This is a genomic window from Arsenicicoccus cauae (assembly GCF_043162025.1).
In the GTDB taxonomy this organism is placed as follows: Bacteria; Actinomycetota; Actinomycetes; order Actinomycetales; family Dermatophilaceae; genus Arsenicicoccus; species Arsenicicoccus cauae.
Genome location: NZ_CP171001.1, coordinates 1530389 through 1544530, shown reverse-complemented (window position 1 = coordinate 1544530; position 14142 = coordinate 1530389). Strand labels below are relative to the sequence as shown.

10 protein-coding genes are annotated in these 14142 nt (G+C 73.6%); 8 read left to right on the top strand and 2 right to left on the bottom strand.

Annotation, left to right across the window (positions count from 1 at the left end):
* The first annotated feature begins 14 nt into the window (after positions 1-14).
* Both ACF3NS_RS07280 and ACF3NS_RS07275 read left to right on the top strand, forming a co-directional pair.
* Positions 15-2069 carry a helicase-associated domain-containing protein gene (locus ACF3NS_RS07280; RefSeq protein WP_392468895.1) on the top strand — a complete coding sequence of 685 codons (2055 nt, stop codon included), beginning with the start codon at positions 15-17 and terminating at the stop codon, positions 2067-2069.
* Positions 2070-2118: 49 nt separating this feature from the next.
* Positions 2119-3564 carry a carboxyl transferase domain-containing protein gene (locus tag ACF3NS_RS07275; RefSeq protein ID WP_392468892.1) on the top strand — a complete coding sequence of 482 codons (1446 nt, stop codon included), beginning with the start codon at positions 2119-2121 and terminating at the stop codon, positions 3562-3564.
* A gap of 91 nt (positions 3565-3655) precedes the next feature.
* Here the strand turns inward: ACF3NS_RS07275 and ACF3NS_RS07270 are convergent, their stop codons facing one another.
* On the bottom strand, positions 3656-4588 hold the full coding sequence (locus tag ACF3NS_RS07270) for a hydroxymethylglutaryl-CoA lyase (RefSeq protein ID WP_392468890.1): 933 nt from the start codon (positions 4586-4588) through the stop codon (positions 3656-3658).
* 132 nt (positions 4589-4720) lie between these two features.
* Between ACF3NS_RS07270 and ACF3NS_RS07265 the strand changes: the two genes are divergently transcribed.
* Positions 4721-5224: a hypothetical protein gene (locus ACF3NS_RS07265; protein WP_392468887.1), complete on the top strand. Its 504-nt coding sequence runs from the start codon at positions 4721-4723 to the stop codon at positions 5222-5224.
* A complete protein-coding gene (locus ACF3NS_RS07260) occupies positions 5224-6861 on the top strand; it encodes a DNA repair helicase XPB (RefSeq protein WP_392468884.1) in 1638 nt (545 codons plus the stop codon). Before ACF3NS_RS07265 ends, ACF3NS_RS07260 begins: the two co-directional genes overlap by 1 nt.
* Before the next feature lie 123 nt (positions 6862-6984).
* Here the strand turns inward: ACF3NS_RS07260 and ACF3NS_RS07255 are convergent, their stop codons facing one another.
* A complete protein-coding gene (locus ACF3NS_RS07255) occupies positions 6985-7911 on the bottom strand; it encodes a hypothetical protein (protein ID WP_154592303.1) in 927 nt (308 codons plus the stop codon).
* A 381-nt stretch (positions 7912-8292) separates the two neighbouring features.
* Here ACF3NS_RS07255 and ACF3NS_RS07250 point away from each other — a divergent pair, with 381 nt between their 5' ends.
* From ACF3NS_RS07250 to ACF3NS_RS07235, 4 genes are all read left to right on the top strand, one after another.
* The gene (locus ACF3NS_RS07250) at positions 8293-8997 is read left to right on the top strand and encodes a response regulator transcription factor (protein ID WP_288799287.1); all 705 of its coding nucleotides are present in this window, start codon (positions 8293-8295) and stop codon (positions 8995-8997) included.
* Positions 8994-10517, top strand: a complete 1524-nt coding sequence (locus ACF3NS_RS07245; RefSeq protein WP_288799288.1) for a cell wall metabolism sensor histidine kinase WalK — start codon at positions 8994-8996, stop codon at positions 10515-10517. The genes ACF3NS_RS07250 and ACF3NS_RS07245 overlap by 4 nt, the downstream gene beginning before the upstream one ends.
* Positions 10518-10562: 45 nt before the next feature.
* Complete coding sequence (locus tag ACF3NS_RS07240) at positions 10563-12002, top strand: S1C family serine protease (protein WP_392468882.1); 1440 nt, start codon at positions 10563-10565, stop codon at positions 12000-12002.
* 67 nt (positions 12003-12069) lie between these two features.
* Positions 12070-14142, top strand: a complete 2073-nt coding sequence (locus ACF3NS_RS07235; RefSeq protein WP_392468879.1) for a HelD family protein — start codon at positions 12070-12072, stop codon at positions 14140-14142.

Below are 14142 nucleotides of genomic sequence, written 5' to 3'. Positions count from 1 at the left end.
CTTAACGTTGGACGGTGACCCCCCGCCCCGACGCGCCACGCGCCCGCAGCCTCGCCGATGCCCTGCGCGGCCGTTCGGACGACGAGCTCGTCGCCCTGCTCGTGGCCCGGCCCGACCTCGCCCGCCCGGCGCCGACGGACATCACCGCCCTCGCCGCCCGCTCCGGGACCCGCGCCTCGATCCAGCGCGCGCTCGAGCGCCTGGACACCGCACACCTGCAGGTCCTCGAGGCGCTGCTCGCGACCGGGACACCGGCCGACGTCGACCGGGCGGCCTCCCGGCTGGGGACCGACCGTGGCTCCCAGGACCTGCTCGACATCCTGTGTCGTCTCGAGTCCCTCGCTCTCGTATGGCGATCCACCGACCGCATCAGCGTCGCCCGCACCGTGGCGGAGCTGCTCGGGCCCCGCCCCGCAGGCCCCGGGCCGTCGGACTCGATGCTGGGCGGCGGGCGGCTGCTCGAGGACGTGGCCCTGCACCCCCCGCAGGTCGCCCTCACGCCCCGCCCGGCCGCCCTGGTGGACCAGGTCGCCGGCGGCGCGGCCGGCGAGCTCCTGGGTCTCGTCGACGAGACGGCGACGCAGTGGGGCGAGCGCCCGCCGCGGGTCCTGCGGACGCGAGGCCTGGCCGTGCGTGACCTGCGCGCCCTGGCGTCGTCCCTGGACGTGCCGGTGGATCATGCGGCGTTCCTCGTGGAGGTGGCGCACGCCGCCGGGCTGCTCGCCGACGACGGCGGGCTCGACCCGGTGTGGGCGCCGACAGAGGGCTACGACGACTGGCTGAAGCAGGAGCCGCCCGCGCGCTGGGCCGCCCTCGCGGACGCGTGGCTGCGGTCGAGCCGGGCGCCGCACCTCGTGGGTTCGCCCGCGGAGCGCGGAGGTTCGTCGATCAACGCCCTCTCCCCGGACGCGCACTGGCCCCCCGTGCGAGCGCTCCGGGCTGACGTCCTCGCCGATCTCGCCGAGCTGCCGCCCTGGTCCGCCCCGACCGTCGACGGGCTCGTCGCGCGTCTCCGCTGGCGCCGGCCGCTGCGCCGGGTGGCCGACCTGGACCGGGTCGTCGCCGCCGTCGTCCGCGAGGCGGAGTGGCTGGGCCTGACCGGCCGGGGGGCCCTCGGCAGCGCCGGGCGCAGCCTGGTCGCCTCCACCCCGCCGGACCTCACCTCCGCGACCGAGGCGATGCACCCGCACCTGCCCGCCCCCGTCGAGGAGATCCTGCTGCAGGCCGACCTCACCGCGGTCGCGCCCGGCCGGGTCGAGGGCGAGCTGGCGCGGCTCCTGCGCCTCGCGGCGGACGTCGAGTCCCGCGGCGGCGCCACCGTGCACCGCTTCACCGAGAGCTCGATCCTGCGCGCCCTCGACGCCGGGTGGACCGCCGAGCAGCTCCTCGACGCCCTCGCCGAAGCCAGCGCGACGCCCGTGCCGCAGCCCCTGACCTACCTCGTCAACGACGCCACCCGGCGCCACGGCCGGCTCCGGGTGGCGGCGGCGTCGTCATACGTCCGCAGCGAGGACCCGGTCACCCTGGACGCGATCCTCGCCGACCCTGCCCTCGGCCTGCTCGGTCTGCGGCGCATCGCCCCGACGGTGCTCGTCAGCCCGGTCGGCGGCGACGTGCTGCTCACCACCCTGCGCGAGCGTGGCCTCGCGCCCGTCGCGGAGACCGCCGACGGGGTGGTGGCCGTGCCGCGCGGCTCCACGCATCGCGCGCCTGCTCGGCGGCACACCTCCCCACCCACGCTCACCAGCGTCGTCGACCGGCCGTATGCCGAGAACCTGGTCGCCCTGCTGCGCGCAGGGCAGGCGGGGGTCGACGGGAGGGCCGACGGGCGGGTCGACGAGGACGCGGCGGGCGGCACGGACCCGGCGGTGGTCCTCGGCGTCCTGCGCGAGGCCGTCGCCGACCGCCACCCCGTGCGGCTCAGCCACGCCGGCCCGGACGGGGTGGCGACGACGCTGCTGTTCCACCCCCGCCGCGTGGAGGGCGGACGGGTCTACGGCACCGCGGGGACGAGCAACGTCGAGAGGATCCTCACGCTGCACCGCATCACCGGCGTCTCGCAGGCCTGACCTGACTATCGTCACGATCGCGTGGCCACCCGCCGACCAAGGAGTTCCCATGACGCCGCAGCGACCCGGCGCCCGTGAGCTGATCGGCCTCGTCCTCGAGCCCGGCAGCTTCGTCTCTTGGGACACGCCGCCCGACCGGGACGGCGTCTCCCCCGAGTACGCCGCCGAGCTCGACGCGGCCGCCGAGCGCAGCGGGGTGGACGAGGCCGTGCTCACCGGCCGGGGCCTGATCGACGGGTTGCCCGTCGCCGTCGTCGTCGGCGAGTTCCGCTTCCTCGGCGGCTCGATCGGCGCGGCCACCGCGGCGCGGATCACGGCGGCGGTGCGGCGGGCCACCGCCGAGGGGCTGCCCCTGATCGCCGCGCCCGCCTCGGGGGGCACCCGCATGCAGGAGGGCACGCCCGCCTTCGTCGAGATGGTGACGATCTCCCGCGCCATCGTGGACCACAAGGCGGCCGCCCTGCCCTACCTCGTCTACCTGCGGCACCCCACGACCGGTGGCGTGTTTGCCTCATGGGGGTCCCTGGGCCACGTGACCGTCGCCGAACCCGGCGCGCTGGTGGGCTTCCTCGGTCCCAAGGTCTACGAGGCGCTCAACGGCCAGCCCTTCCCCACGGGCGTGCAGCTCGCCGAGAACCTCGTCGACAAGGGCGTCATCGACGCGGTCGTCCCGTCGGAGGACCTCGCGACCGTCGCGGCACGGGTGCTGCGCCTGCTGCACCCCCACCGCCGTGACGGGCAGGGCACCCTGCCCGCCCCACCGGCCCCGCGCTGGGAGCCGCCCGCCGACCCGGGCCACGCCTGGACCTCCGTCGAGATCACCCGCTCGCCTCGTCGTCCCGGCGTGCGAGAGCTGCTCCGGTATGCCGCGGACGAGGTCCTGCCCCTCTCCGGGACGGGCGAGGGTCAGCACGACGCAGGGCTCATGCTCGCCCTGGCGTCCTTTGACGGCGACCCGTGCGTGCTCGTGGGCCAGGACCGCCGCAACCAGGCCCGCCAGTCCATGGGCCCGGCGGCCCTGCGCTCGGCCCGCCGCGGCATGCGCCTCGCCGAGGAGCTCGGGCTGCCCCTCGTCTCGGTCATCGACACCCCCGGCGCCGACCTGTCGGTCACCGCCGAGGAGGGTGCGCTCGCGGGTGAGATCGCCCGGTGCATCGCGGAGATGACCCAGCTCACGGTGCCGAGCGTGGCGCTGCTGCTCGGGCAGGGATGCGGCGGCGGGGCGCTCGCGATGCTCCCCGCACGTCGCGTCGTCGTGGCGCAGCACGGGTGGTTGTCCCCGTTGCCGCCGGAGGGTGCCTCGGTGATCGTCCACGGCACCCCCGACCACGCCCCCGAGATGACCGAGCGCCAGCGCATCTCGGCGCCCCAGCTCGTCGCGGCCGGGATCGCCCACCGGGTCGTGCCCGAGCGGGTCCCGGCCGACGAGGACCCTCGAGGGTTCTGTCAGGACATGGCCGCTGCCCTGGTCGCCGAGCTCCGCGCCCAGGGCTAGCCCCACCCGGACGCTTCGCCCACTCCGACCAACCCCGCCCACCCCATTCCCCTCGTCGAGAGGCGCCACGGCGGGCACGGCAGGGCTGAGGTCAGCCCCCCGACAGCGCCTTGACGACGCGTGACGGCGACGGCCGGCCGAGCTGCTCTGCCATCCACACGGACGTGGCGACCAGCGCCTCGAGGTCCACGCCGGTCGACACGCCCATCCCGTGCAGCGCCCACACCAGGTCCTCGGTGGCGAGGTTGCCGGTCGCGGACCTGGCATAGGGGCAGCCGCCCAGCCCCCCCGCCGAGGCGTCGATGGTGCGCACCCCGAGCCGGATCGCCTCGAGCGAGTTCGCGAGCGCCTGGCCGTAGGTGTCGTGGAAGTGCACGGCCACCCGGTCCGCGCCGATCCCCCGCTCGGCCAGCGCCGCCAGCAGCCGACCCACGTGGCCGGGCGTCGCCACGCCGATGGTGTCGCCCAGCGAGAGCTGGTCCGCGCCGAGGTCCATCATCCGCGCGCACACGTCGGCGACCTGGTCGATGGGCACGTCGCCCTCCCAGGGGTCGCCGAAGCACATCGACACGTAGGCCCGCAGCCACAGCCCCTCGTCCTTGGCGCGCTTGGCCACGGGCTCGAACATCGTGAACTGGTCCAGCACCGTGGAGTTGAGGTTCTTGGCGGCGAAGGTCTCGGTGGCGGACCCGAAGATGGCGACGGAGGAGACCCCCAGCTCCACCGCCCGGTCCAGCCCCCGCTCGTTGGGCACCAGCACGGGCCGCTGGGTCCCGAGCGCGTCAGCGCCGAGCGCGGTCACGAGGTCGGCGGCGTCGGCCAGCTGCGGCACCCACCGCGGCGACACGAAGCTCGTGATCTCAACCGTCTCGAGGCCCGCGGCGAGCATCCGCCTCACGAACTCCGCCTTGACCTCCACGGGCACGATCGACTTCTCGTTCTGCAAGCCGTCGCGCGCGCCCACCTCGTAGATCGTCACCCGGTCCGGCGCACCGGTCATCGGCTCGTGCTGGGGCTGGCGCATCTCGCTCCTCGGTGTCGGCGGCGGCGGTCCTCGTCGACGGCGTCGAGTCCCATCCTGCCCCACCCCGCTAGCCTGCTGGGAAGCAACCAGCACCGCGTGGGGTTGACGTCACGACCGACCCGAGGAGCACCGATGAGCAGCCAGCCGCCCGCCGACGACCCCACACCTCGCTCGTATGCCGAGGGTGGTCACCCCGCTCAGCCCGGCTACGGCCGTCCTGGGTACTCCCAGACCCAGGGCCAGCCGTCCTACGGCCAGCCGCCATATGGACAGTCGGCCTACGGGCAGCCGGCCTACGGGCAGCCGCCATACGGCGCTCCCTCCCCCGGCGCCCCGGTCAACGCCATCGTCGTGACGGTGGTCAGCGTGCTGGCGGCCCTGTCGACGGCGTTCATCGTCGGCCTGCCCAGCGCGGTCCTCGGCATCGTCGGGATCGTCCAGCACCGCAGCGATCCGCGCCGCGCCGGCCGCCTCGCCGCCGTCGCGTGGATCGTCCTCGTGCTCAACGTGGTCCTGGGCGTCGTCCTGCTGATCGCCGGGGTGGCCGGCTTCCTGTGGTTCATGGAGCAGGCGGACCTGCCGACCATGACGCCCTCGCCGGTCCCGACCCTGACGTCCACCCCGGTCGCCGTCTGATGCCTGACGGCCCCCTCATCGTCCAGAGCGACAAGACCCTGCTGCTCGAGGTCGACCACCCCGGCGCCGAAGCGGCCCGGCGGGCGATCGCGCCGTTCGCCGAGCTGGAGCGCGCCCCTGAGCACGTGCACACCTATCGCGTCACGCCCCTCGGTCTGTGGAACGCCCGCGCGGCCGGTCACGACGCCGAGCAGGTGGTCGACGCCCTGCTCACCCACAGCCGGTATGCCGTCCCCCAGGCTCTGCTCGTCGACGTCGCCGACACGATGGACCGCTACGGCCGGCTGACGCTGGTCAAGGACCCCGGGCACGGCCTGGTGATGCGGACGACCGACCTCGCCGTCCTCGCGGAAGTTTTGCGGCACAAGCGGATCCGCCCGCTCCTCGGGGAGACGCTCAGCGATGACGCCGTGGTGGTCCACCCCTCGGAGCGGGGCCACCTCAAGCAGGAGCTGCTCAAGGTCGGCTGGCCCGCCGAGGACCTCGCGGGCTATGTCGACGGCGAGGCGCACCCGATCGACCTGGACGAGCGCGACTGGGCCTTGCGCCCCTACCAGCAGCAGGCGATCGACGGCTTCTGGGACGGGGGGTCCGGCGTCGTCGTGCTGCCGTGCGGGGCGGGCAAGACGCTCGTCGGGGCCGGCGCCATGGCGCGCGCCCGAGCCACGACGCTGATCCTGGTCACCAACACGGTCTCGGCGCGGCAGTGGCGCGACGAGCTCGTCCGCCGCACCTCCCTGACCGAGGACGAGATCGGCGAGTACTCCGGCGCCCGCAAGGAGATCCGCCCGGTGACCATCGCGACCTACCAGGTCCTCACGACCCGGCGCAAGGGCACCTTCCCCCACCTCGAGCTGCTCGACGCCCGCGACTGGGGGCTGATCCTGTATGACGAGGTGCACCTCCTGCCGGCCCCCATCTTTCGCATGACGGCGGACCTGCAGGCGCGCCGCCGGCTGGGGCTGACCGCGACCCTGGTGCGCGAGGACGGCCGCGAGTCCGACGTCTTCTCGCTCATCGGGCCCAAGCGCTACGACGCCCCGTGGAAGGACATCGAGGCGCAGGGCTGGATCGCCCCGGCCGACTGCGTGGAGGTGCGGGTGTCCATGCCCGACGCCGACCGCATGGCGTATGCCATCGCCGAGCCCGAGGAGCGCTATCGCCTCTCCTCGTGCGCGCAGGCCAAGGACGAGGTGGTGTCGCGGCTGGTGGCGCGGCACGCCGGCGAGCCGACACTGGTCATCGGGCAGTACCTCGACCAGCTCGAGGCGCTCGCCGCACGGCTGGATGCCCCCGTCATCACGGGCTCGACGACCGTCAGGGAGCGTCAGCGGCTGTTCGACGCCTTCCGCGCCGGGGAGCTCTCGCTGCTGGTCGTGTCCAAGGTCGCGAACTTCTCGATCGACCTGCCCGAGGCGAGCGTGGCGATCCAGGTGTCGGGGACCTTCGGGTCGCGCCAGGAGGAGGCCCAGCGGCTCGGTCGGCTGCTGCGTCCCAAGGCCGACGGACGCACGGCCCACTTCTACACCGTCGTCACGCGCGACACGGTCGACGCCGACTTCGCGGCCCACCGCCAGCGCTTCCTCGCGGAGCAGGGCTACGCCTACACGATCGTCGACGCCGCCGACCTCGGCTGACTCGCCTTGCCCGTCGCCCTACTCCCGGCGCCGCCAGGCGCGCCGAGGGGGCGCGAATGTCACAACCCACGGCATGTCGCGCGCCTTTGCGACCCCTCGCCGCCCGCGCGGCGCCTCCAGCCGTCACCACGGCAGGTCCAGCGGCGACGAGTCGACCGTCCGCACCAGCCGACCCCGTGGCGGCATGCTCACCGGCACCATCGACGTCCGGAAGTCCTCCACCGTCTCGTGCAGCCGGCCCGGCTCCAGGTCGTCCGACGTCACGCGCAGCCGCCGGTGCCCGAGCAGCAGGGCCTGCCTGTCGGTCCGCCGGTCGCCGCGCCAGCGTCGACGCTCCGTGCGGTGCCCGTCTCCGTCGAACTCGCCTCCCAGGGCGAACTCCTCCCAGTAGAGGTCGAACCGGCACACCGTCGCACCATCCGCGCCCACCAGCCGGACCTGCTGCTCGGGCTCCGGCAGCCCTGCCCTGGTCAGCAGGACGCGCAGGTCGGTCTCGCGCGGCGACTCGGCGCCGCGCCTGACGTCGTGCAGGGCCGCCCGCAGCTGCCTCACCCCTCGGCGGTCGAGGGAGGCCAGCGCCAGCAAGGAGTCGGCCGGGCCGCCGAGGTGCAGGTAGCCGTCGCACAGCCGCACCAGGTCGTCATGCGTGACGAGCGGGTCCGTGAGCACGTCCGCGACGGCCCAGATGCCCGCGACCACCGGGATCCCGCCGACGTCCACGACCCTGCGGCGCTCGAGACCTTTGTGCGACACGACTCCGTCACGCCGGACCCGCCGAGCGGTGGGCACGCAGACATGCACCGGGTCGCCGGGCTGCCAAGAGGAGCGCTCGGGGAGCCCCAGCAGCTCCACGGCCGACCAGCCACACAATGCCCAGCGGCCGCGAATCACCCTGGCTACGTGGGTGATCGCCTCCGTCAGCGAGTGAGGAACGTCGGCCGCCCACAGGCCGTGATGGGTCCGCACGAGCCCCGACGCCGTGAGCGTCGCGCGCGTGATGCCTCGGCGGCGGGCCTCGCCGGACGTCAGGTGCCGTGGCAGCTCGTCCATGACGGGCAGCATGCGCTCGTCGTCACATCGCGGACAGCCGTTGGTGCGCGCCTGTGGACGGCGCCGGCGGGGACGCGTCGGCCTGTGGACAACCACGCCGTATGACGCTGCCAGGCGGCTGGACGCCTGACCCGGCCGCGCGAGGGGGCGCGAATGTCGCAGCCCACGGCGTGTCGCCCACCTTTGCGACCCCTCGCCGCCCGCGCGGCACTGCCAGCCGCGGCGAGGGGGCGCGAATGTCGCAGCCCACGGCGTGTCGCCCATCTTTGCGACCCCTCGCCGTCGGCGCCACGCCGCCAGACGCCGGGGCGGGCGACATACGGCCTGCTGATCCAGCAGTCTCCCAGGAAACCTCCAGCGGCAGGGGTCAGACTCCACCCCGTGACCACTACGCCCGAAGCCAGACTCCTGGTCGTCGAGGACCAGCCCAACATCCGCGAGCTCCTCGCGACCAGCCTGCGATTCGCGGGGTTCGAGGTGTTCACCGCCGGTGACGGCGGGGCCGCCCTGGTCCTCGCCGAGGAGCACGAGCCCGACCTGGTCGTCCTGGACGTGATGCTGCCTGACATGAGCGGCTTCACCGTCACGACCAAGCTGCGCGAGGCCGGCCGCCACGTCCCCATCGTCTTCCTCACGGCGCGCGACGCGGTCGATGACCGCGTCAAGGGCCTCACGATCGGCGGCGACGACTACATCACCAAGCCGTTCAGCCTGGAGGAGGTCGTGGCCCGCATCCGCGCCGTCCTGCGCCGCACGCGCCAGGACGAGCCCGAGGACGGGACGATCCGCTTCCACGACCTCGAGCTCAACGAGGACTCGCACGAGGTCCGTCGCGCGGGCAAGGTCATCGACTGCTCCCCGACCGAGTTCAAGCTGCTGCGCTACCTGATCCTCAACCCCAACCGGGTGCTGTCCAAGGCGCAGATCCTCGACCACGTCTGGGACTACGACTTCCGCGGCGAGGCCGGCATCGTCGAGTCCTACATCTCCTACCTGCGTCGCAAGGTCGACTCCATCGAGCCGCCGCTGATCCACACCAAGCGCGGCGTGGGCTACGTCCTGCGGCTGCCTCCCGAGATCTCGTGAGTCGCCTGGCCGGTCGGATGTCGCGGGTGCGCGGGTCGGCGGTGGGCGTCTCGGTCCACCGCTGGCTGCAGCGCATGCCGCTGACCCACCGGCTGGTGCTGATCCTCGTCGTGCTGATGGCCGGTGCCCTGACGTTGACGACGAGCGCCACCACGTGGCTCCTCGAGCGCCAGCTGGTCCAGCGCACCGACCAGGAGCTGCGACTCAGCGCCGGGCCCCTCAGCGCGAGCGCGCTCGACGCGATCGCCACCGAGCAGGAGCTCGACAACTTCCCGACCAGCTACGCGGTCGTCTTCTTTCCCAGAGGATCCAGCAGGCAGATCGTGTTCCAGCCGCAGACGGAGGACGAGCACCCGGACATCCCCCGCCTCGAGATGGACGCCCCCGAGGTCCGGACCCACCAGATCTTCGAGGTGCGGTCCAGGGACGGGCTCCAGCGCTGGCGGGTGGTCGCGGACAAGCTCGACGGCGACTCGGGCACCTACGCCGTCGCCGTGTCGATGCGCGGCGTGGAGAAGACCACCAGCCAGGTCATGCTCTTCTCGCTGCTCATCGGGCTGGCGGCGGTGACGGCGTTGATGGTCGCCGGCTGGTTCGCGATCCGCCGCGCCTTCCGCCCGCTGCGTCAGATCGAGGACACCGCCAAGGCCATCGCCGGCGGAGACCTGACGAGGCGCGTGCCGGCCCGCTCCGCGGACGACGAGGTCGGCAGCCTCTCGGACTCCCTCAACGTCATGCTCAGCCACATCGAGCGGTCCTTCCAGCACGTCGAGGCCAGCGAGACCCGGATGCGGCAGTTCGTGGCCGACGCCTCGCACGAGCTGCGGACACCGCTTGCCGCCGTCCGGGGGTATGCCGAGCTCTACCGCCAGGGGGCGGTGACCCAGCCGGAGCACGTGCGACAGGTGTTCCAGCGGATCGAGGACGAGTCGACGCGCATGGGAGCCCTGGTGGAGGACCTCCTGTCGCTCGCCCGCCTCGACGAGCAACGACCCATGGAGTTCACCTCGGTCGACCTGACGGTGGTCCTCGCCGACGCCGCCCAGGACGCCCGCGCCCTCGCCCCGGACCGCGACATCACGATGCTCGGCCTGCACGGGCCCATCGACGCCAACCCCGTGCGCGGCGACGAGTCCAAGCTGCGCCAGCTGGTCACCAACCTCGTCGGCAACGCCATCAACCACACGCCCGCCGGCACCCCGATCGAGCTGGCCGTGGGCCAGGGTCGGGGGGACGACGGCGACGCCTGGACCACCATCGAGATCCGCGACCACGGTCCCGGCATCGACCCCGAGCTGTCGGCCAAGGTGTTCGAGCGGTTCTTCCGCAACGACCCCTCCCGTGGCCGCACGAGCCACCCCGGCGGCACCGGGCTCGGACTCGCCATCGTGGCCGCCATCACCGGCGCGCACCACGGGGATGTCACGATCGTCCCCACCCCCGGTGGCGGAGCGACCTTCCGGGTCCGCCTGCCCACCGACCCACAGCAGCCCCACAGCGACCCACCAGCATCGGCCTAGGTCGATGGACCACCCTTCGAGACCTCAGGCCCCCGAGGAGTCACGATGAACGACCAGCACCAGCCCGGTTCGCAGCCCCCCCTGCAGGACAACCCCCACAGGGACCCAGTCGTCGACCCACGCGTCGACCCGCAACACACGCAGGAGATCCCCCGCCACAGCTCCACCCAGGAGATCCCCCGCGTCGTCCAGCCCGGCGCGCCCAACCCCTACGCCGCACCCGGCCAGCCCAGCCAGCAGGGCCACGGCCCGGGTGGCGGCGGCCCGGGAGGCAGCGGACCGGCATACGGCCCGGTGGGTGGATCCGCGCCGGTGAGCCCACGGCGTCGCCGCGCCGGCTGGTGGCAGGTGCCGACGGCGGCCGTGGCCGCGGCCGCGCTGGCGAGCGGCGGGACCTACGCGTTGTTCGCGGGCGACCGGGGCCAGCAGACGTCGAGCGTCTCCCGGACCACGCCCAGCGCCAACCCGGCCCGCAACACCCAGGCGCCGCTCGACCAGGGCGCCAGCAACGCCCCCGACTGGAAGGCCACGGCCCAGGCCGTCTCCCCCAGCGTCGTGTCGATCTCCGTGCAGAGCGGCAGCAGCGGCGGCGAGGGCTCGGGGGTGATCCTCGACGAGCAGGGCCACATCGTCACCAACAACCACGTCGTGGGCGACAGCGGGTCGGGCGCCCAGATCGTCGTGACGCTCGACGACCAGCGCGCGTTCCAGGCCAAGATCGTGGGTCTCGACCCGTCGACCGACCTGGCCGTCATCAAGCTGCAGGGCGACGTCAAGGACCTCAAGCCCATCGCGATCGGCAACTCCGACCAGCTCACCGTGGGCGATCCGGTCATGGCCGTCGGCAACCCCCTCGGCCTGTCCGGCACCGTCACCACCGGCATCGTCAGCGCCCTCAACCGCCCCGTGTCGACCGACCGCTCCTCGCAGGATCAGCAGGACGGCGGGTTGTTCGGGCAGCAGGCCGCGGACCCGGTGGTCACCAACGCGATCCAGACCTCCGCGCCCATCAACCCGGGCAACTCGGGTGGCGCGCTGGTCAACGCGGACGGCCAGCTGATCGGCATCAACTCCTCGATCGCCTCGATGGGGTCGTCGTCGGGCGGGCAGGCGGGCTCGATCGGCATCGGCTTCGCGATCCCGGTCAACGAGGTCAACTCGATCACCGACCAGCTGATCAAGACAGGACGGGCGCAGCACCCCTTCATGGGGGTCTCGTCCAAGCCCGCCATGGTCAAGGACGGGGACGGGCAGCGCGTGGCCGCCGTCATCGCCAACGTCGTCTCGGGCTCCCCCGCCGACAAGGCCGGTCTGCGCGCCCAGGACGCGATCATCGCCATCGACGACGAGCCGGTGACGGGGTCGCTCGCGCTGGTCGCCCAGGTGCGCGAGCGGACGGTCGGGGACACGGCCAAGGTGACCTACCTGCGCGACGGCGAGCGCCACGACGTGCAGATCACCTTCGCCCAGAAGTCGTCCCAGTGACCGACCCCTCGTAGCCCTGGGCTAGGGTGGCGGGTCCCCCCCACGCCACCCGGAAGGTGCTGCCGTCATGCCCTCGCCCACCGACGAGCACCCCACCGGTGAGCTGGCCTGCGAGCAGGCCTACCTCGACCGCTCCCGCACCGCGCTCGCCGCGATGCGGGAGCGCACCCTCGCCGTCGACGTGCAGGGCAGCGACCCGATCGCGGCCGAGCACCTCGCGCGCACGCTCTGGCGCCGTGCCCGCTCCCTCGAGGACGACCCCACGACCGCGCTGTTCTTCGGTCGGCTCGACCTGGACGGGGACCACCACGACGAGCAGTGGTATGTCGGCCGCCGGCACGTCACCGACGACGCCGGGGACCCTCTGGTCATCGACTGGAGGGCCCCTGCGTCGACGGCGTTCTACCGCGCCTCGCGGACCGACCCCATGGGCGTGGTGCTGCGCCGCAGGTTCGGCCTGGACCGTGGCCGCATCACCGCCCTCGAGGACGAGCACCTCACGGATCGCGCCGAGCAGCAGGCGAGCTCGCAGATCCTGGCCCGTGAGATCGAGCGTCCTCGGGTCGGTCCGATGCGCGACATCGTGGCCACGATCCAGCCCGAGCAGGACCTGCTGGTGCGGGTCGACGACAGCACGACCGTCTGCATCCAGGGGGCGCCGGGGACCGGCAAGACGGCCGTGGGGCTGCATCGCGCGGCGTGGCTGCTCTATGCCTACCGCGACCGCCTCACCCGCCAGGGCGTCCTGGTCATCGGGCCCAACGCGTCCTTCCTCAAGCACATCGGCGCGGTCCTGCCGGCCCTGGGCGAGGTGCAGGTCCGGCACACCACCATCGAGGGCCTGGTCGGCGAGGGCGTCCGGGTCCGCGCGACCGACCCCGCCGGTCGCGGGACCCTCAAGGGCGACGCCCGCCTCGCGGAGGTCCTGCGCCGCGCCGTCCGCTCGGCCGTCCAGGCCCCCGAGGACGCGCTGGTCGTCCCCCGGGGCGCTCGCCGCTGGCGCGTCCCGGGCTACGAGGTGCGCGAGATCGTCGAGGAGCTCCTGGCCCGCGACGTCCGCTACGACGCCGCCCGGCAGATGCTGCCGCAGCGCCTCGCCCACGCGGTGCTGGTGCAGATGGAGGCCGCGGGCGATTCTCCCGACGACCGGGTGCAGGACGCCGTCGCCCGGTCCACCCCCGTCCGGCGGTATGCCGACGCCCTGTGGCCCCGTCTCGACCCCGCAACCGTCCTGCACCGGCTGTGGTCCGACCCGGCGGCGCTGGAGACGGCGGCGGACGGCATACTCTCCCCTGCGGAGCAGGCAGAACTGCTGTGGGACAAGGCTCCTCGCACGCTGGGGGCCGCCCGCTGGACCCTGGCCGACGCCGTCCTCCTCGACGAGCTCGCCGACCTGCTGTCCCGCACGCCCAGCCTCGGGCACGTCATGCTCGACGAGGCGCAGGACCTGTCACCGATGCAGCTGCGCGCCGTGGGCCGGCGGTGCTCGACCGGCGCCGCGACGGTCCTCGGGGACATCGCGCAGGGCACGACGCCGTGGGCCACGGGCTCGTGGGAGGAGTCGCTGCGCCACCTCGGCAAGCCCGAGGGCCAGGTGACCGAGCTGCGCCGCGGCTTCCGGGTGCCCGCGGCCGTGATCGAGTATGCCGCCCGCCTGCTCCCCGTCATGGCGCCAGGCCTCGCGGCTCCGCAGTCCGTGCGCGACAACACCGGTGACCTGGACATCGTTGCGGTGCAGGCGGACTCGCTCTGGTCGACCGCGGCGGCCCGGGTCGCCCACCTCGCCCGGCAGCCCGGCTCGATCGGCGTGATCGTCGCTGACGGGAGCGTGGCCGCGGTCTCGCAGGCGCTGCTCGGGGTCGGGGTCGAGCACGGCGTACTGGGCGTGGACCACGGCGACGTCGAACACCAGGTCGACGTGGTGCCCGCGACCGTCGCCAAGGGCCTGGAGTTCGACCGCGTGGTGGTCGTCGAGCCGGCCGCCATCGCGGAGGCGGAGCCCGACGAGCGGACCGGTCTGCGGCGGCTCTACGTCGTGCTGACGCGAGCCGTCTCCGGGCTCAGCGTGATTCACGCCCGACCGCTCCCGGATCCGCTGGCCGTGCAGGTCCCCCCAGCCGATCACCGGGTGAGAGGCTGA